General features: G+C 69.1%; 25 protein-coding genes and 2 pseudogenes. 6 read left to right on the top strand and 21 right to left on the bottom strand.

The features are described from left to right. Positions 1 to 57: 57 nt before the first annotated feature. The 10 genes from ABTZ94_RS10475 to ABTZ94_RS10425 all read right to left on the bottom strand — a co-directional run bounded on the left by ABTZ94_RS10475 (position 58) and on the right by ABTZ94_RS10425 (position 10,327). Positions 58 to 825, bottom strand: coding sequence for a thioesterase II family protein (locus ABTZ94_RS10475; RefSeq protein ID WP_351199502.1), 768 nt, complete (start codon positions 823 to 825; stop codon positions 58 to 60). Positions 826 to 1,016: 191 nt separating this feature from the next. Beyond that, entirely contained in the window at positions 1,017 to 1,364 is a 348-nt protein-coding gene (locus ABTZ94_RS10470; protein ID WP_351199500.1) for a hypothetical protein, read from the bottom strand. A gap of 302 nt (positions 1,365 to 1,666) precedes the next feature. Continuing rightward, complete coding sequence (locus ABTZ94_RS10460; protein WP_351199498.1) at positions 1,667 to 2,800, bottom strand: site-2 protease family protein; 1,134 nt, start codon at positions 2,798 to 2,800, stop codon at positions 1,667 to 1,669. A 679-nt stretch (positions 2,801 to 3,479) separates the two neighbouring features. After that, entirely contained in the window at positions 3,480 to 4,070 is a 591-nt protein-coding gene (locus ABTZ94_RS10455) for a hypothetical protein (protein WP_351199496.1), read from the bottom strand. Positions 4,071 to 4,084: 14 nt separating this feature from the next. Next, on the bottom strand, positions 4,085 to 5,248 hold the full coding sequence (locus ABTZ94_RS10450) for an ROK family glucokinase (protein WP_351199494.1): 1,164 nt from the start codon (positions 5,246 to 5,248) through the stop codon (positions 4,085 to 4,087). A gap of 131 nt (positions 5,249 to 5,379) precedes the next feature. Next, positions 5,380 to 6,240 (bottom strand): ATP-binding cassette domain-containing protein, encoded by an 861-nt coding sequence (locus tag ABTZ94_RS10445; protein ID WP_351199492.1) that lies wholly within the window; start codon positions 6,238 to 6,240, stop codon positions 5,380 to 5,382. After that, on the bottom strand, positions 6,237 to 7,289 hold the full coding sequence (locus tag ABTZ94_RS10440) for an ABC transporter permease (RefSeq protein WP_351199490.1): 1,053 nt from the start codon (positions 7,287 to 7,289) through the stop codon (positions 6,237 to 6,239). Before ABTZ94_RS10440 ends, ABTZ94_RS10445 begins: the two co-directional genes overlap by 4 nt. Beyond that, positions 7,286 to 8,299: a sugar ABC transporter substrate-binding protein gene (locus tag ABTZ94_RS10435; RefSeq protein ID WP_502967217.1), complete on the bottom strand. Its 1,014-nt coding sequence runs from the start codon at positions 8,297 to 8,299 to the stop codon at positions 7,286 to 7,288. The genes ABTZ94_RS10440 and ABTZ94_RS10435 overlap by 4 nt, the downstream gene beginning before the upstream one ends. 164 nt (positions 8,300 to 8,463) lie before the next feature. Further along, positions 8,464 to 9,474, bottom strand: a complete 1,011-nt coding sequence (locus tag ABTZ94_RS10430) for a sugar ABC transporter substrate-binding protein (protein WP_351199487.1) — start codon at positions 9,472 to 9,474, stop codon at positions 8,464 to 8,466. A gap of 94 nt (positions 9,475 to 9,568) precedes the next feature. Beyond that, positions 9,569 to 10,327 carry a GntR family transcriptional regulator gene (locus tag ABTZ94_RS10425; RefSeq protein ID WP_351199485.1) on the bottom strand — a complete coding sequence of 253 codons (759 nt, stop codon included), beginning with the start codon at positions 10,325 to 10,327 and terminating at the stop codon, positions 9,569 to 9,571. A gap of 135 nt (positions 10,328 to 10,462) precedes the next feature. On the opposite strand from ABTZ94_RS10425, the gene ABTZ94_RS10420 reads away from it, so the two are divergent. Continuing rightward, positions 10,463 to 11,500, top strand: coding sequence for a Gfo/Idh/MocA family protein (locus ABTZ94_RS10420; protein ID WP_351199483.1), 1,038 nt, complete (start codon positions 10,463 to 10,465; stop codon positions 11,498 to 11,500). 39 nt (positions 11,501 to 11,539) lie between these two features. Here ABTZ94_RS10420 and ABTZ94_RS10415 read toward each other — a convergent pair whose 3' ends face one another. The 6 genes and pseudogenes from ABTZ94_RS10415 to allB form a co-directional block, all read right to left on the bottom strand. Beyond that, entirely contained in the window at positions 11,540 to 11,959 is a 420-nt protein-coding gene (locus ABTZ94_RS10415; protein WP_351199481.1) for a PaaI family thioesterase, read from the bottom strand. 16 nt (positions 11,960 to 11,975) lie between these two features. Next, positions 11,976 to 13,166, bottom strand: coding sequence for a cytochrome P450 family protein (locus tag ABTZ94_RS10410; RefSeq protein ID WP_351199479.1), 1,191 nt, complete (start codon positions 13,164 to 13,166; stop codon positions 11,976 to 11,978). 55 nt (positions 13,167 to 13,221) lie between these two features. After that, a pseudogene (locus ABTZ94_RS10405) lies at positions 13,222 to 13,733 on the bottom strand (LuxR C-terminal-related transcriptional regulator); the annotation flags it as partial. Between the two features lie 118 nt (positions 13,734 to 13,851). Further along, a complete protein-coding gene (locus ABTZ94_RS10400; protein WP_351199516.1) occupies positions 13,852 to 14,181 on the bottom strand; it encodes a putative quinol monooxygenase in 330 nt (109 codons plus the stop codon). A gap of 108 nt (positions 14,182 to 14,289) precedes the next feature. Further along, positions 14,290 to 14,523: pseudogene (locus tag ABTZ94_RS10395) on the bottom strand (allantoicase); the annotation flags it as partial. 28 nt (positions 14,524 to 14,551) lie between these two features. After that, a complete protein-coding gene (allB, locus tag ABTZ94_RS10390) occupies positions 14,552 to 15,895 on the bottom strand; it encodes an allantoinase AllB (protein ID WP_351199477.1) in 1,344 nt (447 codons plus the stop codon). 366 nt (positions 15,896 to 16,261) lie between these two features. On the opposite strand from allB, the gene ABTZ94_RS10385 reads away from it, so the two are divergent. Further along, entirely contained in the window at positions 16,262 to 17,062 is an 801-nt protein-coding gene (locus ABTZ94_RS10385) for an IclR family transcriptional regulator (RefSeq protein WP_351199475.1), read from the top strand. Positions 17,063 to 17,104: 42 nt separating this feature from the next. On the opposite strand, the gene ABTZ94_RS10380 is transcribed toward ABTZ94_RS10385, so the two are convergent. After that, on the bottom strand, positions 17,105 to 17,785 hold the full coding sequence (locus tag ABTZ94_RS10380; protein WP_351199473.1) for an ABC transporter ATP-binding protein: 681 nt from the start codon (positions 17,783 to 17,785) through the stop codon (positions 17,105 to 17,107). Next, positions 17,782 to 18,876: an ABC transporter permease gene (locus tag ABTZ94_RS10375; protein ID WP_351199471.1), complete on the bottom strand. Its 1,095-nt coding sequence runs from the start codon at positions 18,874 to 18,876 to the stop codon at positions 17,782 to 17,784. The genes ABTZ94_RS10380 and ABTZ94_RS10375 overlap by 4 nt, the downstream gene beginning before the upstream one ends. 110 nt (positions 18,877 to 18,986) lie before the next feature. Between ABTZ94_RS10375 and ABTZ94_RS10370 the strand changes: the two genes are divergently transcribed. Continuing rightward, positions 18,987 to 20,204, top strand: coding sequence for a sensor histidine kinase (locus ABTZ94_RS10370; protein ID WP_351199469.1), 1,218 nt, complete (start codon positions 18,987 to 18,989; stop codon positions 20,202 to 20,204). Continuing rightward, the gene (locus ABTZ94_RS10365) at positions 20,201 to 20,833 is read left to right on the top strand and encodes a response regulator (RefSeq protein WP_351199467.1); all 633 of its coding nucleotides are present in this window, start codon (positions 20,201 to 20,203) and stop codon (positions 20,831 to 20,833) included. The genes ABTZ94_RS10370 and ABTZ94_RS10365 overlap by 4 nt, the downstream gene beginning before the upstream one ends. Before the next feature lie 17 nt (positions 20,834 to 20,850). On the opposite strand, the gene ABTZ94_RS10360 is transcribed toward ABTZ94_RS10365, so the two are convergent. Next, positions 20,851 to 21,153 (bottom strand): DUF5955 family protein, encoded by a 303-nt coding sequence (locus ABTZ94_RS10360; RefSeq protein WP_351199465.1) that lies wholly within the window; start codon positions 21,151 to 21,153, stop codon positions 20,851 to 20,853. 249 nt (positions 21,154 to 21,402) lie between these two features. Here ABTZ94_RS10360 and ABTZ94_RS10355 point away from each other — a divergent pair, with 249 nt between their 5' ends. Together ABTZ94_RS10355 and aceB are read left to right on the top strand one after the other, a co-directional pair. Beyond that, on the top strand, positions 21,403 to 22,008 hold the full coding sequence (locus ABTZ94_RS10355; protein WP_351199463.1) for a nucleotidyltransferase family protein: 606 nt from the start codon (positions 21,403 to 21,405) through the stop codon (positions 22,006 to 22,008). A 241-nt stretch (positions 22,009 to 22,249) separates the two neighbouring features. After that, entirely contained in the window at positions 22,250 to 23,854 is a 1,605-nt protein-coding gene (gene aceB / locus ABTZ94_RS10350) for a malate synthase A (RefSeq protein WP_351199461.1), read from the top strand. 221 nt (positions 23,855 to 24,075) lie between these two features. Here aceB and ABTZ94_RS10345 read toward each other — a convergent pair whose 3' ends face one another. Both ABTZ94_RS10345 and ABTZ94_RS10340 read right to left on the bottom strand, forming a co-directional pair. Further along, entirely contained in the window at positions 24,076 to 24,378 is a 303-nt protein-coding gene (locus tag ABTZ94_RS10345) for a hypothetical protein (protein ID WP_351199459.1), read from the bottom strand. A gap of 166 nt (positions 24,379 to 24,544) precedes the next feature. Beyond that, on the bottom strand, positions 24,545 to 24,904 hold the full coding sequence (locus tag ABTZ94_RS10340) for a hypothetical protein (RefSeq protein ID WP_351199458.1): 360 nt from the start codon (positions 24,902 to 24,904) through the stop codon (positions 24,545 to 24,547). Between the last annotated feature and the right edge of the window lie 360 nt (positions 24,905 to 25,264).

Below are 25,264 nucleotides of genomic sequence, written 5' to 3'. Positions count from 1 at the left end.
TCCGGAAGTCACGCCGGACCGCAGGAATGGTACGTTGATTGTGAATTCGCGGTCCGGTCAGGACTGCTGCCGGCCGACCGCAGAGATCCTCGTGGAGATGATCTCAATGATCTTCTCCGAGTGGTTGGCCAAGAAGAAATGACCGCCAGGGAAAACCTGGATGTCGAATTCGCCGGTGGTGTGGGCGCGCCACGCCTCGGCCTCTTCGAGACTTGTCCTGGGGTCGTTGTCGCCGGTGAAGACCGTGATCGGGGCACGCACCGCGGCTCCGGCATCGGAGCGATAGGTCTCAATGGCCGTGTAGTCGCTGCGGATCGCCGGCAGCACCATCCGCAGGATCTCCTCGTCGCCGAGGATGCGGGAGTCGGTGCCGCTCAGAAGCTGCATCTCCTTCACGATGCCGTCGTCGTCGCGGCGGTGCACGTTCTCTTCGCGGTAACGGGACGGTGCGCGGCGGCCGGACGCGAACAGGGCGATCGGGCCGGGAAGCCCGTCACGCTCCAGGCGCAGCGCCACCTCGTATGCGAGGACGGCGCCCATGCTGTGGCCGAAGAATGCCGTCGGCATATCGAGCCAGGGCTTCAACTCGGCGGCGATGGCGTCCGCGTAGTCCGGGATGTTGTCGATGCCCGGGTCCAGCCGCCGGTCCTGACGTCCGGGGTACTGGAGGCACAGGACGTCAACAGCCGGGGAGAGCGACTTGGACATCGGGAAGTAGAAGGGCGCGGAGCCTCCGGCGTGCGGCAGACACAATAGTCGGACGCCACTCTCCGGAGCTGGGTGGAATCGGCGCATCCATGCGCTGTTTTCTCGCTGTTCACCCATGTGCCGACGATTCTTTCCCTAAATTTCCGTGTACTCAATTACTGGCGACCGGGATAAGCCCGACACCGCCCCCAAGATCACGTCATATGTTTATCACGGTAGTTGACGTAGGGGGCACCCCTACGTTCAGGCGGCGCCCCGTGTGGGGTGACTCGTCGGCGCCAAGATCACCGACGCCGCGAACAAGACGGTCACCTCCTTACTACGACAAGAACAACCGGCTCACCAGCAGCACCAACCCACCTCCTACGCCCAGCATGGGACGGCTGCAAGTCCCCCCGTTTGACGGCAAGGCGAACGCCATTGAGGACGTGGTCGCTGTGGGTCTCGACAACCAGTTGCGCCCCGGCGGCGGCCGCGGAGATGAGGGCCGCCATTCTGGTCTGCCCCTTGGGGTGCAGGTGGGCCTCGGGGTTCAGGGCGTCGAGGACGGCCCCGCCGATGGTGCCGACGAGGTCGGCGGGCCCCGGCGGGGGCAAGATTCCGATCGCGGTGGTGACGGTGTCGGCCGTCGGCTCCGGCCGACGCGGGTACGCCACCTCTCACATGCCTCTCACCAACAGCGTCGACGCACCTGGACCACAGGTACCTGACCTGCGCTTACGCGACTCACTTGAACCATCCGGACCACACAAGACACGATCTACAACCTGTGCCATGCAGTACTGAGGGAGGGGCCGATCACCAGGGTCGGCGCTTCTTCTGGCCCGTCAAAGCGGTATTGCAGGGTTTCAGTCGTCGTCTCACTCACCCGCTCACGCTCCCATATCTCACAATTTCTCATGGGAAGGGGTCCCGGCACCCGCCGGACCAGCTGGCCGGGAGCTTCTCGGTCGACTTCCTACCGCCTCGGGGCGGCGTTCGTCAGCCAGGTCACCGTACGGCTGATGTCCGACAGCGACAGGATCCCGATGAGTCTGCCCTCGTCCATCACCAGGACGCGGTGCTCGGCGCCGGGCTCTATGCGGGGCAGCAGATCCGCCACTGAGTCGTCCGGACCCGCGACGGTGGTCCGCGACAGCGGCACCATCACCTCACCCACCGTCACCGCCCCGCTCTTCTCAAGCGGCACCTGCCTGGCACCGTCCAGCGTCACCAGCCCGACCAATGCCCCGTCCACACCGGTCACCGGGAAAGCCGAGTGCCGGTACCGGTACAGCGGGTCGGCCAGCAGGTCCGCGACCGTCAGGGCTGCGGGCACCGTGAGCGGATCCCTTGTCATGACGTCACGCACCGGGACGCCGGCAAGCACACCGCGCATCTGCGCCTGCCGTCCCTCAGCGCTGGCGACCGCGATGAGGAACCAGCCGATCAGGGCCAGCCAGAGCCCGCCGAACCCGCCGCCCCTCATGAACACCACAAGCCCCAGCACGACGAGCAGGCAGCCAAGGACGCGTCCCGCCGTGGTGGCCCCGGCGGTCGCCCGCAGCCGGTCTCCCGTACGCCACCACAGGAAGGCGCGCAACAGCCGCCCACCGTCGAGCGGAGCAGCGGGAAGGGCGTTGAAGACGGCGAGCAATAGGTTGATGCCCGCAAGCCAGGCCACCACCTCAACCAGGAGTCCGGGCGCGGACGCCAGGGTGAGCAGCCAGGTGCCCAGCACGAAGAGCCCGCCCAGCAGAAGGCTGACCAGTGGACCGACACCCGCGATCCGCAGTTCCGCCCCCGGGCTCGAAGCCTCCGACTTCAGCCGGGCGACCCCGCCCAGCAGCCACAGCACAATGTCGTCCACGACCACCCCGTTGCGCCGCGCCACCACGGCGTGCGCCAATTCGTGGGCGAGCAGAGAGGCGAAGAAGACTACGGCAGCTCCGAGGCCCGCCAGCCAGTAGACCACCGGGGCATGGCCCGGATACACCTGGGGGAGACGGCTCTGCGCGAGGCCGAACGCGATGATACCGAAGATGAACAGCACGCTCCAGTGGACCCCGATCCGGACCCCCGCGATCCGCCCCAGCGTAAAGGTCGCCCGCACAGCGTCTCTCCCCTGCTCGAACCCGGCCCAGGACAGACCGGCGGTGATCTCTCCGCAGCCGACGCCGGGGGCGCCGACCCCGGTGTCCTGGGATTTTCGTGTGAGTGGTGCGAGTCCGTGGACAAGTACCCGGATGAAAAGGCGGAAACGGCACCCTTCAATCGCGCGGCCGCGTGCTCGCGCCGTCCGTCCTCGCCCAGGAAAGCCCGATCCCGGCCGCAGCATGGTGCCGAACAGGTGTCACCAGAGCCATCCGGCCCCAGCTCACAGTCCGTGTGCTGGGACCCCGACTCCGCTCCCGCCCGGCCGTGCTCACCCGACTCGCCCACGCTCGATCCCGACGCCTACAAAAGATTCCGCATCCGGCGAGGGACGTGGACCGGACGCGAGCACCGCACCAACATCCTGCGCCGGTACTTCCTGATGCTGCAAACCGGCGAATCCCACCCACTACTCGGTACCGCAGGGTGTGCACGGGCAGGGCCTGGGCCGCAGCCGGGATCTGTGCGGGAGGCACGGGTGCCGCGGGCTCGGCCGGCTGCCCCTGGTTCGCCGACTGTTTGTGGTGCGACGGGTACTGGCAGTCCTTGCGGTGCGGGCTGCGGGGCCTGTGCGGGATGCGGGGTATTCATGTCGCCGGCGTCGCTCACTTGCTCCAGCGCGGTCTGTCGGCTTCCGGTCAGGGGGTCGCCGCAGATACGACATATACGACAGGGTTCATCGGATCGGACATGTTCACGGTGATGTCCTGGGTGGGCCGCGGGTCCTTGTTGGTGTGCGTGGTGCCCGCCCACTCGCCCCCGGGGCCGAAGCTCCAGCCCGAGATCTTCTGGTCGCGGTCGCCGATGCTGACCTTGCCGGTCTCCAGGGCGGCGCGACCGCTGCCCAGCCGGCTCAGGAACCGGTCGAGCCCGGCGGACGTGGTGCGGAACTCCACGTACAGCCGGCTGGCCTTCCAGTTGTTGGTCTCGTAGTACTGCATGTCCAGGGCGTTGCCTGGCATCGGCAGCTCGAAGATCCGGCGCTGCATCCGGGACGGCCAGCCCTCCCTGAGCCCCTGTGCGGAGGCCTCGGCCTCCTTGTTCTGGCCGGAGCGGCGGCTCTGCCCCGCGGAGATCAGCAGATAGCCGGCCGGAATGCCGATGAGCAGCACGATGATCGTCGCCGTGATCAGGCGGCGGCGGATCACCCGGCGCCGGTCCTGCGGCGGCTTGTCGTCGTCGGGCGGCGAGGACTGGCGCGGCAGGACGGGGTGCTCGGCTGCGGTCATTTCTCTGGAGATCCCTAGGAGGTGCGAGTGTTGCGCGTGTTACGGATGGTGCTCGCGGCCTGGTCGTAGATCTGCGCGTACCGCTCGTACCGCTCGACGCGGCGACGGTTGGTACGGCGGAACCTGCGGGCCACCAGCCGGGCCAGGTCTGCGGCGCCGACCATGCCTGCCTCCGGGCCGAGCTGCGCCTTTGCGATCCGGGCCTCGGGGCGGTAGCCACGGCCGGTGAGGTGGCGTTTGAAGGCGTCCCTGGCGGGGCCGATCAGCAGGTCGTCGGCGGCGCTGACGCCGCCTCCGATGACGAAGCAGGAGGGGTCGAGCGCGGCGGCCAGATTGGCGATGCCGACGCCGAGCCACTGGCCGATGTCCTGGAGGAGCTCGACGCACATCGCGTCGCCCTCGCGGGCCAGTTCGGTGATCAGGGGCCCGGTGATGTCGGGGATGTTCCCCTTGACCCGCTCGATGATGCCGTGCGCCACCGGGGAATCGGCCGCGGCCAGCTCCTTGGCCTCGCGGACCAGGGCATTGCCGGAGCTGTACTGCTCCCAGCAGCCGCGGTTCCCGCAGGGGCAGCGGTGCCCGCCGGGCACCACCTGCATGTGGCCGAACTCACCGGCGACGCCGTACTTGCCGCGCTTGACCTGACCGTCCTCCAGGATCGCGCCGCCGATACCAGTACCGAGCGTGATCATGACGAGATGGTCCTCGCCGCGGCCCGCTCCGAAGCGCCACTCCGCCCAGGCGGCGGTGTTGGCGTCGTTGTCGACCATGACGGGGACGACGAGGCGGGAGGCGAGGGCGTCGCGCAGCGGTTCGTCGCGCCAGGCGAGGTGCGGGGCGAAGAGCACCTTGGAGCGGTCCGCATCGACCCAGCCGGCCGCCCCGATGCCGACGGCGTGCACATCGTGCCGGTCTGAGAGGTCCAGGACCAGCTCGACGATGGTGTCCTCGACGACCTGGGGGCTCTTGGACTTGTCCGGCGTCTCGGTGCGCAGCTGCTCCAGGATGTTGCCGTCGGCGTCGACGACGCCGGCCATCACCTTCGTACCCCCGATGTCGATGCCGACCGTGGGTACCCGCGGCGCCGTGAGGTGCGAGCGCCGCTCCCGGGTGCCCACGGTCCGCAGGACGGTGGCGCGGGCGGAGCCGCGGTGTGTGAAGTCGCGGTACGTGCTCATCGTCCCTGCGGGGTCTGGGGGGCCGGAGGCGGTGCTCCCGGCGGCGGACTGCGCCCGTCGGGCTCGATTCTGCCACTGCCAAGGCACCGCGGCTGGCGCACCCGGTTCTCGAAGGCCGGTATCGGCCCGGGCTACTGGGGGCCGTCGGCGACCGGGTGGCCACCCAGATGAGTCGGACCCGGGGCCCGCTCCAGCTCGTGGCTGAGCTCCTCCAGCTCGCTGCCGCCCGCCATCTGGCGGGTCAACTCGTCCAGAGTGATGCTCGCCTTGGTGTGGCTGCCGGACATGGCGCCCCGCTTGAGCAGGACGAACCGGTCACCGACGAGATACGCATGGTGCGGGTTGTGCGTGATGAGGACCACGCCGAGACCCGCGTCGCGGGCTGCCGCGACGTACTTGAGGACGACCCCGGACTGCTTGACGCCGAGCGCGGCGGTGGGCTCGTCCAGGACGAGGACCTTGGCGCCGAAGTAGACGGCCCGCGCGATGGCGACGCACTGGCGCTCGCCGCCGGAGAGCGTGCCGATCGGCTGGTCGACATCGCGCAGGTCGATGCCCATGCGCAGCAGCTCGGAGCGGGTCGTCTCGCGCATCAGCCGCACATCGAGGCGCTTGAAGGGGCCCGCGCCGGTGGTCGGCTCGGAGCCGAGGAAGAAGTTCCGCCAGACCGGCATCAGGGCGACGACGGCCAGGTCCTGGTAGACCGTGGCGATGCCGCGGTCCAGGGCGTCGCGCGGGTTGGCGAGGGTGGTCTCCTCGCCCTCGATGAGGAAGGTCCCCGCGTCATGCCGGTGCAGTCCCGCGATGATCTTGATCAGGGTGGACTTGCCGGCGCCGTTGTCACCGAGGACGCAGGAGATCTCCCCCGCGTGCACCTCCAGCGAGACGTCCGTCAGGGCCTTGATGTTGCCGTAGAACTTGCTGACGTGATCCAGCTCGACGAGCGCCCGGTGGGACGTCTCCCGGTCGGCCGGTGCCTGGGGGGCCGTCATTTCGTCGCCTCCGCGCGCTTGCGTACCCATGCGTTGAGCAGGGTGGCCAGGAGCAGCATGGCTCCGAGGAAGAACTTGAACCAGTCCGGGTTCCACTCCGCGTACACGATGCCCTTGCTGGTCATACCGAAGATGAAGGCACCGACCGCGGAGCCGATCGCGGAGCCGTAGCCGCCGGTGATCAGACAGCCGCCGATGACGGCCGCGATGATGTAGATCAGCTCGTTGCCGACGCCCTCGCCGGACTGCACCACGTCGAACGAGAACAGCAGATGCTGCCCGGAGACCCAGGCGGCGAAGGCGACCCCGAGGTAGAGCCCGATCTTGGTACGGATCACCGGGACGCCGACCGCGCGGGCCGCGTCGGCCTCGCCGCCGACCGCGAAGATCCAGTTGCCGAAGCGGGTGCGGATAAGGATCCAGGTGGCGATCGCGACGAGCGCGGCCCACCACAGAATGGTGACCTTGAGCTCGACGCCGCCGATGGTCCACTGCGAGGCGAAGACCTGACGGGCCGAGCCGAAGCCCTCCATGTCACTGATGGACTTCGTCGACACGGTCCCGCTGATCAGCTTGGTGAAGCCCAGATTGAGGCCGGTCAGCATCAGGAACGTACCGAGCGTGATGATGAAGCTCGGCAGTTTGGTACGAGTCAGCATGAAGCCGTTGAACGCCCCGATGGCCAGCGTGACCAGCAGCGACACAAAGACGCCGACCCAGACGTTGGCCGTCATCTGATAGCTGAACATCGACGAGATCAGCGCGGAGCTGGTGACCAGCACGCCGGCGGAGAGGTCGAACTCGCCGCCGATCATCAGCAGCGCCACGGGCGCGGCCATGATCCCGATGGTGGAGGCCGCGTACAGCACCGTGCCGAAGCTGGAGGCGCGCAGGAAGCTGTCGGCGACGATCGAGAAGAAGATGAAGACGGCCGCGGCACCGACCACCGAGCCGAGCTCGGGGCGGCCGAGCAGTTTGCGCAGCGGCGAGGTGCGCAGCAGCCGCTCGTCGGCCCCGGCCGGGGCGGATGGCCCTGCAACCGTGCTCATCGGGTCCCCCGCTTCGTGTATTCCGCAAGCTCGGCGGCGTCCTTCGAGGTGATGATCTGCGGGCCGGTGAGGACCGGGCGTCCACCGCCGAGCACATTGCGGTTGAATCGGTACAGCCAGAGCAGGTCCACGGCCTCGTACCCCTGGAGGTAGGGCTGCTGGTCGACCGCGAAGCCGAGGGTCTTGTCCTGGAGGGCCGTGGCGACCTTGGCGTTCAGGTCGAAGGTGTCGATCTCGGCCTTGCTGCCCGCGGTCTTCTTCGCCTTGACGGCGGCGTCCGCGAACGGCGCCCCGAGGGTGACGACCGCGTCGATGTTCTTGTCGGCCTGGAGCTTGGCCTCGATGGACGCCTGAACGTCGGGCATGTTGGTGCCTTCGACGTACAGGTTCTGCATCTGCCCGTCGAACGTCTTCTTCGCTCCGGCGCAGCGCTGCTCGTGGCCTACATTGCCCTGCTCGTGCAGGATGCACAGGGCCTTCTTGCGGCCCCGCGCGTTGAGCTCCTCGCCGACGGCCTCACCCGCGATCGACTCGTCCTGGCCGATATGGGTGAGCGCGCCGAACTGCTTGGACTCCGCGGAGCCCGAGTTCACCGTGATCACCGGGATACCGGCCTTGGTGGCCTTGGCGACGACGTCCTTCATCGCGTCGGGCTTGGCGAGTGTGACGATCAGCCCGTCGACCTTCTTGTCGATGGCGGCCTGGACGAGCTGGGCCTGCTGCTGCGCCTCGTCGTTGTGCGAGTACAGGAACTTGATGTTGTCCTTGACGGCCGCCTGCTCGGCGCCCCGCTGGACGATGTCCCAGAAGGTGTCGCCGTCGCCCGAGTGGGTGACCATGGCGAAGGTCCAGCGGGGCGTGTTCACCGCGGACCGGCCTTCGGCTGCGGCCCTGGCCGCGCGCTCCTCCGCCCGCTTGCCGCCGGTGCTGCTGCATCCCACGAGGGAAGCCCCGAGCACCGCCGCAAGCACGACGCCCATCGCACGTACCCCTGTCCGAACCCTTGCCACGACGCCGTGCCCTTCTTGTGCTGCTCGCTGTGCTGCTTGGTGGGGCCGGGGACGGATCGCACCCTGCCCGGCTGGCCAAGTATCCCCGAGCCGCCGACGGCGCCACCCGGCAGGGGCGGGGCACGTGTGCCGGCACCGGGTGTGCACAGCGGCGCGCGGGGCGGTCATCGGGTGCCGCGCGCGGTGTATTCCTCCAGCTGCGGCACGTCGTCGGCGGTGACGATCGCCGGGCCGGTGAGCACCGGCTTTCCGCCGCCGATGACGTTTCCGTTGGTCTTGTTCAGCCACAGTTCGTCGACGGCGAGATAGCCCTGGAGGTAGGGCTGCTGGTCGACGGCGAAGCCGACCTCCTGCGCCTTCAGCCGCTTGACGACCTCGGCGTTCAGATCGAACGTGTCGACCTCCGCCCGGCTGTCCGAGCCCTCCTTGGCCTTGACCGAGGCGGCTGCGAAGGGGGCGCCGAGCGTGACGATCGCGTCGATGCCCTTGTCGGCCTGAAGCTTCGCCTCGATCGAGGAAGTGGAGGCGGGCATGTTGGTGCCCTCCACGTTGAGGTTCTCGACGGTGCCGCTGAAGGTCTTCCGCACCCCTGCGCAGCGCTCCTCCAGCGACACATTGCCCTGCTCGTGGATGACGCAGACGGCCTTCTTACGGCCCCGCGCGTCGAGCTCCTCGCCGACGGCCTCACCCGCGACCCTCTCGTCCTGCCCGATATGCCCGAGCGCGCCGATCTCCTTGGAGAACCGCGCGCCCGAGTTGATGGTTACGACAGGTATGCCGGCCTTCACGGCCTTGGCGACGACGTCCTTGACCGCTTCCGGCTTGGCGAGGGTGACAACGATGCCGTCGACCTTCTGGTCGATGGCGGCCTGGACGAGCTGGGCCTGTTCCTTGCCCTCCTTGTTCGCCGAGTACAGGAACTCGACGTTGTCCTTGGCCGCCGCCTGTTTCGCGCCGCTCTGCACGATGTCCCAGAAGGTGTCGCCCTCCCCGGAGTGCGTGACCATCGCGATCTTCATCCGGGGGGTGGATGCCGCCTTGCCCCCGCTGCCGCTTGCGCCCTGGGGCTTCTCCTCGGCGCTCTTGCCGCCGGAGCTGCTGCATCCGGTGACGGTGAGACCGATGCCCATGGCGGCGACGGTGATCAGGGTTGCTGCCTTGCGAGGGGTACGCATGGTGGGTCCGCCTTCTCTCCCGGCCGCCCCAGTGCGGCTGGGGGGAGTTTTAGCGGTGGGCACACCAGACGTCAACGGGGCCACATGCCCGTCGTCACCGTACGAGCAGCTGGAAATCGAAGGAGTAGCGCGAGGCCCGGTAAATGTGGGAGCCGAACTCCACCGCCCGCCCGGTGTCGTCGAAGGTGGTGCGCTCCATCGTCAGCAGCGCGGCCCCCTCGGCCTCGGCGAGTCCGGCCGCCTCGGCGGCGGTGGCGAGCCGGGCGCCGACGGTCTGGCGGGCGCTGTGCAGGGTGATGCCCGCGCTGCGCATCATCCGGTAGAGGCCGGTGGTTTCCAGCCGTTCGGTGTCCAGGTCGATGAGCCCGAGGGGCAGGTGGTTGCGCAGGAGCGCCAGCGGCTCGTCGTGCGCGTACCGCAGCCGCTCGACGAGGTGTACGTCGGTGCCCTCCGCGACTCCGAGTGCGTCGGCGACCGAGGCGTCGGCGGGCTCGACGGTGTTGCGCAGGACACGGGTCGTGGGGTGCCCGCCCGCGGCCTCCAGGTCGTCGTAGAGGCTGCTCAGTTCGAGCGGGCGCCTGACCCTGCTGTGCACGACCTGGGTACCGACGCCGCGGCGCCGGACCATCAGCCCCTTGTCGACCAGTGATTGGATGGCCTGGCGGACGGTGGGCCGGGACAGGCCGAGCCGGGCCGCGAGTTCGATCTCGTTGCCGAGAAGGCTGCCGGGGGCGAGCCGGCCCTGCTCGATGGCCGCTTCCAGTTGCTGGGCCAGCTGGTAGTACAGGGGAACCGGGCTGGAGCGGTCCACGCCGAGTTCAAGTGCGGCGGGGTCGGTGGTGGGTTTGGGCACGCGTGGAGGGTATCCCCACGTCGGAACCTCCGGTAGTCAGGTCGTTCTATTGTCCGGACAGCATGAATACCGAACATCCTCAATTTGTCAGGACATATAGTTGACAGCGCAGTCGGTGGGCGGCACGTTGGGTCCATGCGTATCGGACTCATCGGCACCGGCCGGATCGGTTCCTTCCACGCGGGCGTGCTGGCCCGCCATTGCGACGTGGACACCCTGGTGGTGACGGACACCGACCGGGCGCGGGCGGCCGAGGTCGCGGACCGCATCGGCGCGACGGCCGCGGACAGCGCCGCCGAGGTGTTCGGCGCGGGGGTGGACGCCGTGGTGATCGCCTCGGCCACCTCGGCGCACGCGGAACTGATCAGACAGGCCGCACAGGCGGGACTGCCCGCGTTCTGCGAGAAGCCGATCGCGCTGGACCTGCCGGGGACACTGAGCGCGCTGTGCGAGGTCGACCGGGCGGGGAGCGTCCTCCAACTGGGCTTCATGCGCAGATTCGACGCGGGGTACACGGCGGCGCGCGCCGCCGTGCGGGCAGGGCAGTTGGGCAGGCTGCACACCGTACGGGCGATGACCATGGACCCCGCACCGCCGCCCGTCGCGTATCTGCCGCTCTCCGGGGGGCTGTACCGGGACTGTCTGGTCCATGACTTCGACATGCTGCGGTGGGTGACGGGCCGTGAGGTGACCGAGGTGTACGCCACCGGATCGGATGCCGGGCCCGAGATGTTCCGGGCGGCCGGCGACGTCGACACGGCGGCGGCCCTGCTGACCCTCGACGACGGCACCCTGGCCACGGCGACGGCCACCCGCTGCAACGGCGCCGGTTACGACGTACGGATGGAACTGGCGGGCGAACTGGACCAGATCACGGTCGGCCTGGACGACCGTACGCCGGTCACCTCGGCAGAGCCGCAGGGCCCCGCCGCACCGCTCAGCCCCTGGCCGGGCTTCCTGGAGCGGTTCACCCCCGCGTACGAGGCGGAACTGGACGCGTTCGTACGGGTGGTGCGGGGCGAACTGCCCAATCCGTGCGACGGGCGGGAAGCCTGGCACGCGCTGCTGATCGCGGAGGCGTGCGAGGTGTCCCGCCGGGAGCGGCGCCCCGTGGAGATCGCGGAGGTCGCCGACGCAGCAGCCGCCCGGTCCGGCGCTCGCGCCGCGGGATGAACTGCCGCGCCCCGGCCGCCGGGGCGCGGTCAAGGTACTTCAGGACGGTGTGGCGGACAGTACGGTCCCCTGGGCGACCGCGCAGAGGGCCTTCGCCCCGTCCTCCCCCGCGGCGAACAGCTCGCAGCGGACCACGGCCTGACGGCGGCCGGTGTGCACGACATCGGCGTGGGCGATGAGCGTGCGGCCGGTGGCGGGCCGTATGTACTGGATGGAGAAACCGCCGGTCAGCACGGCCGGGCCGAGGGTCGTCCCGGCGGCGAAGGTGATCGAGTTGTCGGCGGCGTAGGCCAGGACTCCGCCGTGCAGAAAGCCGTTCTGCTGCTGGAGTTCCTGACGGATGTCCACTTCGAGTGTGGCGGCGCCGTCCCCGAAGGCGGTGATCCGCGCCCCGACGAGCCCGCTGAACGGCTGGCTGTCGAGGACCTGCTGCGCCATCTGCAAATCAAGTCCGGTCATGACAGAACTTCTTACCTCACCAGCGGACGGGCAGCTCGCGGACCCCACGGATCAGCATCCCCGGGAGCCAGTCAGGCTCCCCGGCGTCCGCGTCCAGTGCGAGAGCGGGGCACCGCTCCAGCAGCGTACGGATCGCGATCCGGCCCTCCATCCGGGCCAACGGCGCACCCAGGCAGAAGTGCATGCCGTGCCCGAAAGCCAGATGGCCCTGGGCGTCGCGGCGGATGTCGAAGCGTTCCGGTTCCGGGTAGCGGCCGGGGTCGCGGTCGGCGCCCGCCAGGGAGATCAGAACCGGCTCGCCCGCCGGAATGACCTTCTGCCCGATCTCGACCGGTTCGCGGGAGAAGCGGAACGTGGCGGTCTCCACCGGTCCGTCGTAGCGCAGCATCTCCTCGACCGCGCCGTCGATCAGGCCGAAGTCCGCGCGGAGTGCGGCCAGTTGTTCCGGGTGGTGGAACAAGGCCCGTACGCCGTTGGAGATCAGGTTGACCGTGGTCTCATGGCCGGCGACGAGCAGCAGGAAGGCCATGCCCACGAGCTCGTCGGGCGACAGCCCGTCCCCCTCCTCGTCGCGTGACCTGACAAGCGCGCTCATCAAGTCGTCACCGGGCGAGCACCGTTTGTCCTCGATGAGTTCGGCGAGGTACGCCCCCATGGCGGCCACCGCCTCGCTCTCCTGCTCCGGCGTGGTCGGGGTGACGACCCCGTTCGACAGTGCGCGGAAGGTGTTCCGGTCCAGGTCCGATACACCGATCAGTTCGCAGATGACGGTCATCGGCAGCGGGAAGGCGAGCGCGTCCACGAGATCGGCGCGCCCGGCGGGCACCATCGCATCCAGGAGTTCATCGGTGATCTGCTGGACGCGCGGGCGCAGGGCCTCGACCCGGCGTGCGGTGAACTCCCTGGTGACGAGCTTGCGCAGCCGGGTGTGATGAGGTGCGTCCAGCTCCAGCATGTTGGCGAAGATCGGGTCGTCCCCCTCGCGCCGGACCACCAGCCCCGGCCACTCCTTGCCGAACCGCTGGTCGGCGAGAGCCGCGCGGCCCTCGTCGTATCCCACCACGAGCCAGATCCGCTCGAATTCGTCGGTACGGATGGTGTGCACGGGACCTGCGGCGCGCAGTTTTTTGTAGTACGGATAGGGATTCGCGGTGAAGTCCTTGACCCCGCGCAGATCGACATCGACGTGGTTACTGGCATCGGACATGGGATCGCCCCTCCCGGTCTGATCGGCTCGATCGCGTGCGATCGACGGGTTCAGCCTATGCCGCCGGGCCGGCGCCGTCGTCGTCGAGCAGGCCCGCGTCGTGCACCAACAGCGCGATCTGGACACGGTTGTTGAAATCGAATCTGGCCAGGATCCGGGACACCTGCGTCTTCACGGTCGCCACGCTCAGATAGAGCGTGGCGGCGATCTCGGCGTTGGAGCGGCCACGTCCGACGGCGATCGCGACCTCGCGTTCCCGGTCGGCGAGCGGGGCGATCCGCTGCCGCGCCCGGTCCACCCTGTCGACCCGGCCGCTTCCGGACCCGGTCCCGGCGGCGCGGGCCATCAGCCTGCGGGTCACCGCCGGCGACAGCACCGGATCACCGGCCGCCACCCGCCGCACCGAGTCGACGATCTGAGCCGGAGGGGTGTCCTTCAGGACAAAGCCGGCGGCTCCGGCGCGGATGGCCTGCAGCACCTGTTCGTCGGCGTGGAACGTCGTCAGGACGATGATCTCCGGAGCATCGGGACGGGTCCGCAGTCCCTCCCCGCCGTCAACCCGTCCAGGCCCGAGGGGCCACACGCGCCGGGACCCTCGCGGCCACTCCGGTCCGCCCTGCGGTCAGGGCGACCAGGGCAGCCGGGCCCGGATACCGAAGCCGCCTCCCAGCCACCGATGTCCGGGTCACCGCGGGCGCGGGGTGAGCTCCGCCATCCGGGACCAGCCCTCGCCCGGCACCTCGACGTTGATGATCTCCGGAGTCTCGGCGACGAGACCCGCCATCGTGTCCATCGCCGCCGCGAAGTGCTGCGACTTCACATGGGCCTCCCCTGCCTCGGGGGAGGCGAAGGCCTCCAGCAGGACGAACTGATCCGGGTTCTCGACGCTGTACGACCACTCGAAGAACACATTGCCGGGCTCCTTCCGGGTGGCGAGCGTGAAGTCCTCGACGGCCGGGAGCCAGTTGTCGCGGTCGGCGCTGTGGACGGTGAATTTGACGGCGATGAAGATCATGGCCCTAGGGTCCCATATGCCTTGGATACGGATTGATCGGGCACACCCGGTGACGCCGGATGGGCCGAACCCCGGCCCGTCCGGCGCCCTGGTCGCCCCCACACGGAGGCGCTCGGCCATTCGTGTGGCACCCTCCTCCGCCGGTGAGCCGAACACCCGCAGCCGGGAGATGCCGCCGTCGGGGAAGATGCCGATCCGGATGCGCGTGGCCCGCACCGCCTCCGGCAGGACGAAGCGGTGGTTCGTGTCCGGCTGCAGCCGTGTCCGGGGCAATACCTCGATCCAGTCGCCGCTCTCCCCGTCGCGGACGGAAAGGCTCGCCCAGCCTGCCGAGTTGCCCTTCGGATGAAGCGGGCTGTCGCCGCCATGGTCAGCGGTTCCTTTCAAGAAGGCGTCCGGTGGGTTCGGCGACGACGCCGTCCGCCGCGATCCGTACGCCGCGAAGCCAGGTCGATCTCACGACTCCGTGCAGGGTCCTTCCGGCATAGGCGGTGACCTGGTTGCGGTGGAAGAGTTCGGCGGGGTCGACGGTGAAGGTCTCGTCCGGGGCGAGGACGGCGAAGTCGGCGTCGCGGCCGGCCTCGATGGCGCCCTTGTGGGTGAGCCCGGCCAGTTCGGCGGGGGCGGCCGACATCCAGCGGACGACGTCGTCGAGCGAGTGGCCGCGCTTGCGGGCCTCGGTCCAGATGGCGGGGAGCCCCAGTTGGAGGGAGGAGATGCCGCCCCAGGCCGAGGCGAAGTCCGGCGTCTTGAGCTCGCTGGTGCACGGCGAGTGGTCGGAGACGACGCAGTCGATCGTCCCGTCGGCCAGCCCGTCCCACAGCGCGTCCTGGTTGGCGGCCTCCCGGATCGGCGGGCAGCACTTGAACTCCGTCGCACCGTCCGGTACTTCCTCGGCAGTGAGGGTGAGGAAGTGCGGACAGGACTCGACGGTGATCCGTACGCCCTCGCGCTTGGCGGCGGCGATCATCGGCAGCGCGTCGCCGGAGGAAAGGTGCAGCACGTGAACCCGGGCGTTCAGCCGCCTGGCGTGCGCGATGAGTCCCTCGATCGCGGCGCTCTCGGCGCCACGGGGCCGGGAGGCGAGGAAGTCGGCGTACGCGGGCCCGCTGCGCTGCGGTGCGGAGGCCAGATGGCGCGGGTCCTCCGCGTGCACGATCAGCAGCCCGCCGAAGCCGGCGATCTCGGCCATGGACCTGGCCAGCTGTTCCTGGTCGAGCTCCGGGAACTCGTCGACGCCGGAGGGCGAGAGGAAGCACTTGAAGCCGAACACCCCGGCCTCGTACAGCGGGCGCAGGTCCTTGGCGTTGGACGGGATCGCTCCGCCCCAGAATCCGGTGTCGATGTGCGCCTTGGGGGCGGCCACCTGCTGCTTGGTGCGCAGATGGCCGACGGTGGTGGTCGGCGGGAGGGAGTTGAGGGGCATGTCGAGCAGGGTGGTGATGCCGCCCGCCGCGGCGGCGCGGGTGGCGGTGAAGAAGCCTTCCCACTCGGTGCGGCCGGGGTCGTTCACATGGACATGGGTGTCGACGAGTCCGGGCAGCAGGACGTCGTCACCGAAGTCCTGCGACCGGGCACCGGCCGGCACCTCGGTGTCGTACGGCAGGACGGCTTCGATTGTCCCGTCTGCGACGACGACCGCTGCGGGGCGCGTCCCGTCCGGGGTGACGACGCGCGTCGAGCGCAGTACCAGATTCACGTCCGCACCGGACACCCGTGCTCCTCACTTCGGATTTTCGACCACCGGCAAATTCAACGAACTGTTGAAGGAGTTTTCACTCGGGATTCAGGCCCGTCAAGACCCCACTCTCCTCGCCGGTCGGCCGGTGAACCACCCACACCTGCGGCTGAAGATTTTCACAACGTAAAAGAACGATTTCGTAGAGTGGAACGTAACGCGGAAGCAATGCGGAGCCACAGAACTTCCCCGCCGATTGCAGGCACCGGGACAAACAGGCTCTGACCGGCCAGGACGCCGTAACCGGAGCAGTGGGCCGATCGGGAACCGCCCGGTAGGCTGCTGGGTGCCTCGCCGGGCGGGGCACCCGCTCTTCCGCTCCGCCTCGAAAGGACCGTTGACGTGCCGCCGTCCCACGCCAGCACATCCGACTCCAAGCCCGCCGCTTCCAGCGGTGGTGTGCAGTCCCTTGAGCGCGCCTTCGATCTGCTGGAGCGGATGGCCGATGCCGGGGGCGAGGTCGGGCTGAGCGAACTCTCCGCGAGCAGCGGACTTCCGCTGCCGACCATTCATCGCCTGATGCGCACGCTGGTGCTTTGCGGATATGTGCGCCAGCAGCCGAACCGGCGCTATGCGCTCGGCCCGCGTCTGATCCGGCTCGGCGAGTCCGCGTCCCGGCTGCTGGGCACCTGGGCCCGCCCGTATCTCGCGCGCCTGGTCGAGGAGACCGGCGAGACCGCGAACATGGCGCTGCTCGACGGGGACGAGGTCGTGTACGTGGCGCAGGTGCCGTCCAAGCACTCGATGCGCATGTTCACCGAGGTGGGCCGCCGGGTGCTCCCCCACTCCACGGGGGTCGGCAAGGCACTGCTGGCGCACACCCCCCCGGAGGAGGTACGAGCACTGCTCACCCGTACCGGAATGCCGGCCGCCACCGAGAAGACGATCACCACCCCTGACGGCTTCATCGACGCCCTGGAGCAGGTCCGCAGGGTCGGCTACGCGGTCGACGACAATGAGCAGGAGATCGGGGTGCGCTGCCTGGCGGTCTCCGTACCCAACTCCCCCACCTCGGCCGCGATTTCGATCTCCGGCCCGGCGGGCCGGCTGACGGACGCGGCAACGGAGCGGATCGTGCCGATTCTGCAGATGGCCGCGAAGGAACTCTCCGACGCGCTGGCCAGCAACGGTTCCACCGGCTGAGATGTGTGGGAGGGACGGCCGACGCCACCCCTCCCACACATCTCAGGCCGGTGCAGGTACCGTCAGACGGCCGTCGTCCATCGTGACTGTGCAGTCCACCCGGTCCAGATGGGCCCTGTCGTGGGTGACCATCACCGTCGCCGTCGACCGCTGTCGGGTCAGCGTGACCAGCAGCTCGAGAACCGCCGCACCCCGCTCGTGGTCGAGTGCGCTGGTCGGTTCGTCGACGAGCAGGACCGCCGGGTCGCTCATCAGGGCTCGCGCGATATTGATCCGCTGACGCTGTCCGCCCGACAGCTGGTGGGGCCTGCGGTCGGCCTTGTCCGCGAGGCCGACCGCGTCCAGCAGCTCCAGCGCCCGGCCGCGGGCTGCACGTACGGCGCCGCCCGACAGATGGGTCATCACCTGAAGCTGTTCGGCCGCGGTGAGGGACGGCAGAAGATTGGGCTGCTGGAAGACGATGCCGATGCGTTCGCGGCGCAGCGCCGCCTTCTCGGCGCGGCCGAGGATTGCGGTGTCCGTACCGGCGACGACGACCCGTCCCTCGTCCGGGGTGACCAGGGTCGCGGCCACCGCCAGAAGGCTGGACTTGCCGGAGCCGGACGGTCCGACGACCGCGGTGAGCGAACCCGCGGGCACATCCAGCGAGACCCGGTCCAGGGCGGTGAGCCGGCCGTCGCCGTCGGGGTAGGTGAGGGTGACATCGGCGAGGGTGAGGGTCATCGGGCACTCCCGAGTGCGGTGAGCGGGTCGACGGCGGTGATCCGCCGGATGGACAGGGCCGCCCCGACGGCACCGAGGACGATCATCACGGCCGCCGGGACCAGGACGGTCGCCGCGTCGAGGACGAACGGCACGGCCCCGCCGCTGACCAGCGCACCGATGCCGGAGGCGAGCGCGGTGCCCACCCCCGTGCCGATGGCGAGCATCACGACGGCCTGGCCGAGTGCGTCGCGCAGCAGATACGGGGTGGAGGCGCCGAGGGCCTTGAGGACGGCGACGTCGCCGCTGCGCTGGATCGTCCAGACGGTGAAGAAGGCACCGATGACCAGGGCGGAGATGGCGTAGAGGAAGCCGCGCATCATCTGGAGCGAGCCGTTCTCGGCCTGGTAGGAGCCGATGGCGGTGAGGGAGCCTTCGAGGGAGAGCGTGCTGGTGTCCGCCGCCCTGTCGCCCGCGGGGAGGTCGGCGTCGCCGGTGGTGGTCAGCGCAATCACCGTGGCGTGCAGTGCCCGGCCGGAGCCGTCGGCCCCGAATCGCTGCCAGTCGTCGAGCGAGGTCCACACGACCGGGGTATGGCTGTACGAGGCGTCTCCCGCGACCCTCGCGACGGTGACCTCGGTGCCGCCGAGCCGCAGCCGGTCTCCGGTTTCGGCGCCCAGGTCGTCGGCGGCCTGTTCGGACAGCACCACCTTCCCCTTGGCGACCGGCGCACCGCCGTCGGGCGCCAGACGCCCGTCCGGCTCGACACCGAACGCCGACACCGCGGCCGTGTGCTTCCCGTCGGCGGCGGCGGCGTTGAGGGTACGGATACCGAGCGGCTCCGCGGCGCTCACACCGGGCTGCTTCGCCCAGCTCCGCCAGGCACTCTCCTTCACGGTCGAATTGGTGAAGGACACCGACTGGCCGTCGGGCGGGGCGGCGAACGCGAGGTGGTCGGCGTTCAGCCCCGTGACGGCCGAGGTGTTCTCCCGGGCCAGACCGGCCGTGAGACCGGACAGCAGGCCCACCAGCAGCGTGATCAGCACCACGACCGTGCCCATGAGCGCGAACCGGCCCTTGGCGAACCGGAGATCTCTCCATGCGACGAACATGCTTCCAGCTTCGGCGCACGGGCCCTCGGAAACATCGCTCGGCGGTGGGTAATGACATCAACCTTTCGATTGACCGGCCGCGGGCACCGTCCGTCTACGCTGGAAGAATTATGGAAACCCGTGCCCACCCCCCGGTCGCCGTCGCGCTGCGGATGTGTCTGCATGCACTGCTGGTGGGGCTGCTCGCGCTCGCGGCGCTACGCGCCGTCAGTGACGGCACACCGCACGCCACCGCCGTTGTCGTGGTCAGCTGTGTGATGGCCGGCGTGTACGCGGCGGGCGCGCTCGCCGACGCCGTACAGCCGCACAACCGCGCGGCCGCCCTGTGGCTGGCGCTGCTCGGCGCTGTCTGGCTGGTACTGCTCGTCCTGTCGCCCGACGCCCTGTGGGTGGCCTTCCCTCTCTACTTCCTGCAACTGCATCTGCTGCCGACGCGCTGGTCCCTGCCGACCGTCGCCGTCACCGCGGCGGTCGGCATCGCAAGCTTCGTGCTGCACGGCCAGGCCGTCAATCCCGGCACGTTCATCGGCCCGGTGCTCGGGGCGGCGGTCGCGGTCGCGACGGTCCTCGGGTACGAGGCGCTGTTCCGGGAGAGCGAACGGCGCCGCGAGCTCATCGAAGAACTGGTGTCGACGCGGGCGGAGCTGGCCGAGGCGGAACGTACGGCGGGCACGCTCGCCGAACGTGAGCGGCTGGCCCGCGAGATCCACGACACGCTGGCGCAGGGCCTGTCCAGCATCCAGCTGCTGCTGCGTGCCGCCGAACGCACGCTGCCCGCCGACGACCCCGCCACCGCGCATGTCCTCCGGGCCCGCGAGGCCGCGCAGGACAATCTCGCCGAGGCCCGCCGCTTCGTCCGCGCCCTGTCGCCGCCCGACCTGGAGAACGGCTCCCTGGCAGCCGCCCTGGAACGCCTCTCGTCCCGCACCACGGCCCCCGGCCTGACGGTGCAGTTCGCGGTCAGCGGCACTCCGGTGGAGCTGCCCACCCCCTACGAGGTGGCGCTGCTGCGTACCGCCCAGTCGGCGCTGGCCAACACGGTGCAGCACGCCGGGGCGCGGCGCGCCGAGATCACTCTCAGCTTCATGGACACCTCGGTGTCGCTGGACGTCGTCGACGACGGCCGCGGTTTCACCCCGGGGAGCGGGCCGGTCGCGGCGGACACCGGCACCGGCGGCTTCGGCCTGCCCGCGATGCGTTCGCGGGCCCGTTCGCTGGGCGGCACGCTGAGTGTCGAGTCCGCGCCCGGCCAGGGCACGGCGGTCGCCCTCACCCTTCCGCTTCCCCTTCCGCTCCACGACGGCCGGCCAGGACAGGACGCCGCATGACCATCCCCATCAGGCTGCTGCTCGCCGACGACCACCCGGTGGTACGGGCGGGGCTACGGGCCGTGCTCGACGCCGAACCCGACTTCTCTGTGGTCGCCGAGGCGGCCACTGCCGAGCGGGCCGTCGCGCTCGCCGCGACCGGCGAGTTCGACGTCGTCCTCATGGACCTGCAGTTCGGTGCCGGCATGCACGGCTCGCAGGCCACCGCGGCCATCACAGCGCAGGCGGGCGCGCCCAGAGTGCTGATTCTCACCACGTACGACTCGGACGCCGACATCCTGGCCGCGGTCGAAGCGGGCGCCGCCGGCTATCTGCTGAAGGACGCCCCGCCCGAGGAGCTGGCGGCGGCGGTACGCACGGCTGCGGCCGGCCGGTCCGCACTCGCCCCGGCCGTGGCCCACCGGCTGATGGACCGCATGCGGACCCCGGCCGAGGCCCTGACCAAGCGCGAACTGGAAGTTCTGCAGCTGGTCGGCGAGGGCCTGTCGAACCTGCAGATCAGCAAGAAGCTCTTTCTCAGCCAGGCAACGGTGAAGTCCCACCTGGTGCACATCTACGCCAAGCTGGGCGTGGACTCCCGCACCTCGGCGGTCGCTGCGGCGACGGCGCGTCGGCTGATCCGCCGCTGACTTCCCGCCGGCGTAATTCAGCGGCGCGGCGGCTCGCCGAAGAGATCCACGGCGACGCGTACGTCCCTGAGTGCGGAGGCCAGTGCGCTGACCGAGCCGATCGCCCCCGCGATCAGCAGCAGCGAACGGCGCAGACGCGGAATCTCGGGTGCGCCCCTGACGGCCATCGCATCCAGCGCGGCCAGCTCGTCCTCGGCGATCCCCCGGTCCGGGAACTCCGCGGGATGCCCCGCCAGCTCTCGGCGGAGCCGGGAGACGGCCGTACGCAGCTCCGTCACCCTCGGATCCTCACCACTGCCGGTCACCCGCGTCTGCCCCATGCTTCGCAACAAAGCACTCCCCCTCACGCATCCTTGTGCCAGTGCTTCGACCGGTCCCCGGACCGCGATCAAGTGTCCGGGGATGCGCGCAAGTTAACGCCATGACAGGTATCGAGCACCACTCCGCGGACAGAATTCAGGGTGTCCCGAAAGGGTGACGCACATATGTCTCCATGGACGGCGCCACCCTCCCCTGCCCCGCCTGTGCCCGCTTGCGCGAAGAGGGGACATCTGAGGTATCCAGTCCGCATGAATCGGACAACAAAGACCCCGGTGGTCGCCGGGCTGCTGCTCGCCGCGGGCGGCGGACGGCGACTCGGCGGGCGGCCCAAGGCTCTGCTCGGACACCGCGGCCGGCCGCTGGTGGAGCACGCGGTACGTGTGCTGCGGGAGGGCGGCTGCGACCGCGTCCATGTGGTCCTGGGCGCGGCGGCGCAAGAGGTACGAGCACGCGCCGACCTCGCCGGCTGCACGGTGACCGTCAACCCCGAGTGGACCGAGGGCATGGGCTCGTCGCTGCGGGCGGGGCTCGGGGCGCTCTCCGGTACGGGCGCGGACGCGGCGCTCGTCCTCCTGGTCGACCAGCCGGGCATCGGCCCGGACGCGGTGGCACGGGTGCGATCGGCGTACCGCTCCCGGACGAGTCTCGTGGCCGCCTCGTACGACGGGGAACGCGGCCATCCGGTGCTGTTCGGGGCCGACCGGTGGGCGGACATCGCGGCGGGAGCGGTGGGCGACCAGGGCGCTCGGGCGTATCTGCGGGCGCACCGCGATGCGATCACGCTCGTCGAGTGTTCCGATGTGGCTCAGGCGTACGACATCGACACGGTGGAGGACCTGAAGCACCTTGAGTGAACGGTGCGGCACCCGGTGCCAACAGCGTTCCACTTCTGTCGACCCGGAGAATCTCGACATCAACAACGCATTGAACTTCCACCATGAGAAAACTACTATCCACTAACCAGAAGCCCTCTGCACCCCGTCCCAGACGGCACCCACGGCCGCATCCCGGAGCCCTGGGCCCGCCACGTCCGTTTCAGGGGACCCGGCGGCCGTGAGAAGCCGCCCGTACCGCCTGCTGAAGGAGTGACAGCTCATGTCCGCACTGGTCATCGTCGATGCCGAGCCCCTGCCCCGGCAGGACGAGGTCCTTAACCACGCGGCCCTCGCGTTCGTGGCCGAGCTGCACCGGCAGTTCACGCCCCGCCGTGACGAGCTGCTCGCCCGCCGGGGCGAGCGCCGCGCCGAGATCGCCCGTACCTCCACGCTGGACTTCCTGCCCGAGACTGCGGCGATCCGCGCGGACGACTCCTGGAAAGTCGCACCGGCCCCGGACGCGCTGAACGACCGCCGGGTGGAGATCACCGGTCCGACCGACCGCAAGATGACCATCAACGCCCTGAACTCGGGCGCCAAGGTCTGGCTCGCCGACTTCGAGGACGCCTCCGCCCCCACATGGGAGAACGTCATCGTCGGCCAGCTCAATCTGATCGACGCCTACACCCGCAACATCGATTTCACAGACCCCGGGTCCGGTAAGTCGTACGCCCTGAAGCCCGCCGCCGAGCTCGCGACGGTCGTCACCCGCCCACGCGGCTGGCATCTGAATGAGCGTCATCTCCAGCTCGACGGCGTCCCGGTGCCGGGCGCACTGGTCGACTTCGGCCTCTACTTCTTCCACAACGCCCAGCGCCTCATCGACCTCGGCAAGGGCCCGTACTTCTACCTCCCGAAGACGGAGTCGCACCTGGAGGCCCGCCTCTGGAACGACATCTTCGTCTTCGCCCAGGACTACGTCGGCATCCCTCGGGGCACGGTCCGCGCGACCGTCCTCATCGAGACGATCACCGCCGCGTACGAGATGGAGGAGATCCTGTACGAGCTCCGCGACCACGCCTCCGGGCTGAACGCGGGCCGTTGGGACTACCTCTTCTCCATCGTCAAGAACTTCCGTGACGGCGGCGCCGAGTTCGTCCTCCCGGACCGCAACGCGGTGACGATGACCGCTCCGTTCATGCGCGCGTACACCGAACTCCTCGTCCGCACCTGCCACAAGCGCGGCGCACACGCCATCGGCGGCATGGCGGCCTTCATCCCGTCCCGCCGCGACGCGGAGGTCAACAAGGTCGCCTTCGAGAAGGTCAAGGCCGACAAGGACCGCGAGGCGCACGACGGCTTCGACGGCTCCTGGGTCGCGCACCCGGACCTGGTCCCGATCGCCATGGCCTCCTTCGACGCGGTCCTCGGCGAGAGGCCGAACCAGAAGGACCGCCTGCGCGAGGACGTCTCGGTGGCCGCCGGCGACCTGATCGCCATCGGCACCCTGGACGCCAAGCCCACATACGACGGCCTGCGCAACGCCGTCGCGGTCGGCATCCGCTACATCGAGGCCTGGCTGCGCGGCATGGGCGCCGTCGCCATCTTCAACCTCATGGAGGACGTGGCCACCGCCGAGATCTCGCGCTCACAGATCTGGCAGTGGATCAACGCGGACGTGGTCTTCGAAAACGGCGCACACGCCACGGCGGACCTGGCCCGCGAGATCGCGGCCGAGGAACTCACCGCGATCCGCACCGAGATCGGCGACGAGGCATTCGCATCCGGCAAATGGCAACAGGCCCACGACCTCCTGCTCCAGGTCTCCCTGGACCAGGACTACGCGGACTTCCTGACGCTGCCGGCGTACGAGCAGCTGGTCTGAAACGGGCTCAGGCGCCGTACCCCTGCGTGCCACCGCGCCGGGGTACGACGCCTCCGGCATGCGAGCAGGTCTACGGCGACCATGCGGCCGAAACACACCACGGCCCGCACCAGAGGGTCGTTCGCGAGCACCCCGAGCCCGTACGAGAGAGCCATGCTGCAGGGGCCGGGTCCGACCCCTCCTGCGCCGAGGTCGCCGAACACCGCCGTGAGCGACCTTCTTCACTCCGGTCTGCCCCATAAACCGTTGAGTGCCGTCAGGAGCCCGGCAGGGACACGAACCGTGCCGCCTCCTCCAGCACAGCCTGCGCGCCCTGCACAGTCGGAGAACCTGAGCGCCAGTGTTGCCTCCGCCAGCCGGGCCGGCAGAGCCTCGGCGAACTTGAGTCCCTTCAGCGCCCGCGCATCGATCTCGGGGAGCGCCAAGTGCCCGGAGGAATCGGCGAGGGCCTGCTTCCATGCCTGCGGACTGATCTCCTCCCGCAGACGGATCCAGCAGTCGTTGATGCGCTGCGTCGGCAGCACGACCGGTCCGAGGGGTGGAGCCAGTCAACCGCGAAGACCCGCCCCGACCTGATGCACTACCGTCAGCAATCGCGCTCACCGTGCGTTACCACCGGATGTGAGACAGAGCCGAACGTTTCACAGTTCCTTGCGAACGCTCACGGAAGTAAACGCAACTGTGCTGGAATCATGAAGCGGACAAAATCTTCCGCTTCTCTGCCTCGTAAATCTCAACCGCTTTCGGTTCGCGATCATAGTAGGACTCCCAGAAGCCCAATTGATTCCATGACTCCGGACGCAGGGCGAAAGATCCCGTTTCGAACTGAAAGTATTTCCAGGTCGGCGGCAGGGAGTGCGACGTCACCACGAACGCCCTGCTATTAAAAAGCGCACTGTCCTCCCCGACTACTTCGACGCGGAACTGTACACCTTTTTCGTATTGTGCGAACACCTCGAGAACTACGTATTCCAGCCCCTCCTTGAGCGAGTCAAGACCCTGAAGAATCCGAGGGTCCGCGGTCTGCGGAAGTGTGAATCGAGCACGCAAGTAAATCACCTTCTATTCATGATGACTTTGTAGTCATAGTTGAGAAGCCTGCCGGTCTCGGGGTTGTAGTAATAATGGACCTGGAAGTCCCCGTAAGGCGACTGGTGGGTCTTGGTGGTGTACTTGCCCCAATCGCTGAGGTTGCTGCCGTCCGCGGTCATGAGTTCACGCACGGCAGGATTCCCGATGTCCTCTCCTGCGATGACGCGCCGAGACTCTGCTCTGGCCTGCAGAGTGAGCCATCCGTCTTCATTGAACATGGATCCCGCTGATTCACCGCGCAATCGATCAGCAAGCCGTTCCGCTTCGGCTGAACCGGCGATGAAGTTCTCATTTGCCTGCTTGCCTTCCTTGCCGGTT

Origin of the sequence: Streptomyces sp. NPDC002785 (assembly GCF_040295565.1) — a bacterium.
GTDB lineage: Bacteria > Actinomycetota > Actinomycetes > Streptomycetales > Streptomycetaceae > Streptomyces.
This window is presented reverse-complemented; position numbering and strand designations above follow the sequence as displayed.

Bases quoted from the DNA above. Each gene is read 5' to 3' on its own strand.
- aceB (WP_351199461.1), top strand. From the start codon at position 22,250: ATGTCCGCACTGGTCATCGTCGATGCCGAGCCCCTGCCCCGGCAGGAC.
- ABTZ94_RS10450 (WP_351199494.1), bottom strand. From the start codon at position 5,248: ATGAGCACGTACCGCGACTTCACACACCGCGGCTCCGCCCGCGCCACC.
- ABTZ94_RS10410 (WP_351199479.1), bottom strand. From the start codon at position 13,166: ATGTCCGATGCCAGTAACCACGTCGATGTCGATCTGCGCGGGGTCAAG.
- ABTZ94_RS10455 (WP_351199496.1), bottom strand. From the start codon at position 4,070: ATGACCGCAGCCGAGCACCCCGTCCTGCCGCGCCAGTCCTCGCCGCCC.
- ABTZ94_RS10380 (WP_351199473.1), bottom strand. From the start codon at position 17,785: ATGACCCTCACCCTCGCCGATGTCACCCTCACCTACCCCGACGGCGAC.
- ABTZ94_RS10375 (WP_351199471.1), bottom strand. From the start codon at position 18,876: ATGTTCGTCGCATGGAGAGATCTCCGGTTCGCCAAGGGCCGGTTCGCG.
- ABTZ94_RS10430 (WP_351199487.1), bottom strand. From the start codon at position 9,474: ATGCGTACCCCTCGCAAGGCAGCAACCCTGATCACCGTCGCCGCCATG.
- ABTZ94_RS10415 (WP_351199481.1), bottom strand. From the start codon at position 11,959: ATGACCGGACTTGATTTGCAGATGGCGCAGCAGGTCCTCGACAGCCAG.
- ABTZ94_RS10440 (WP_351199490.1), bottom strand. From the start codon at position 7,289: ATGAGCACGGTTGCAGGGCCATCCGCCCCGGCCGGGGCCGACGAGCGG.
- ABTZ94_RS10445 (WP_351199492.1), bottom strand. From the start codon at position 6,240: ATGACGGCCCCCCAGGCACCGGCCGACCGGGAGACGTCCCACCGGGCG.
- ABTZ94_RS10370 (WP_351199469.1), top strand. From the start codon at position 18,987: ATGGAAACCCGTGCCCACCCCCCGGTCGCCGTCGCGCTGCGGATGTGT.
- ABTZ94_RS10420 (WP_351199483.1), top strand. From the start codon at position 10,463: ATGCGTATCGGACTCATCGGCACCGGCCGGATCGGTTCCTTCCACGCG.
- ABTZ94_RS10360 (WP_351199465.1), bottom strand. From the start codon at position 21,153: ATGGGGCAGACGCGGGTGACCGGCAGTGGTGAGGATCCGAGGGTGACG.
- ABTZ94_RS10400 (WP_351199516.1), bottom strand. From the start codon at position 14,181: ATGATCTTCATCGCCGTCAAATTCACCGTCCACAGCGCCGACCGCGAC.
- ABTZ94_RS10365 (WP_351199467.1), top strand. From the start codon at position 20,201: ATGACCATCCCCATCAGGCTGCTGCTCGCCGACGACCACCCGGTGGTA.
- ABTZ94_RS10355 (WP_351199463.1), top strand. From the start codon at position 21,403: ATGAATCGGACAACAAAGACCCCGGTGGTCGCCGGGCTGCTGCTCGCC.
- ABTZ94_RS10475 (WP_351199502.1), bottom strand. From the start codon at position 825: ATGGGTGAACAGCGAGAAAACAGCGCATGGATGCGCCGATTCCACCCA.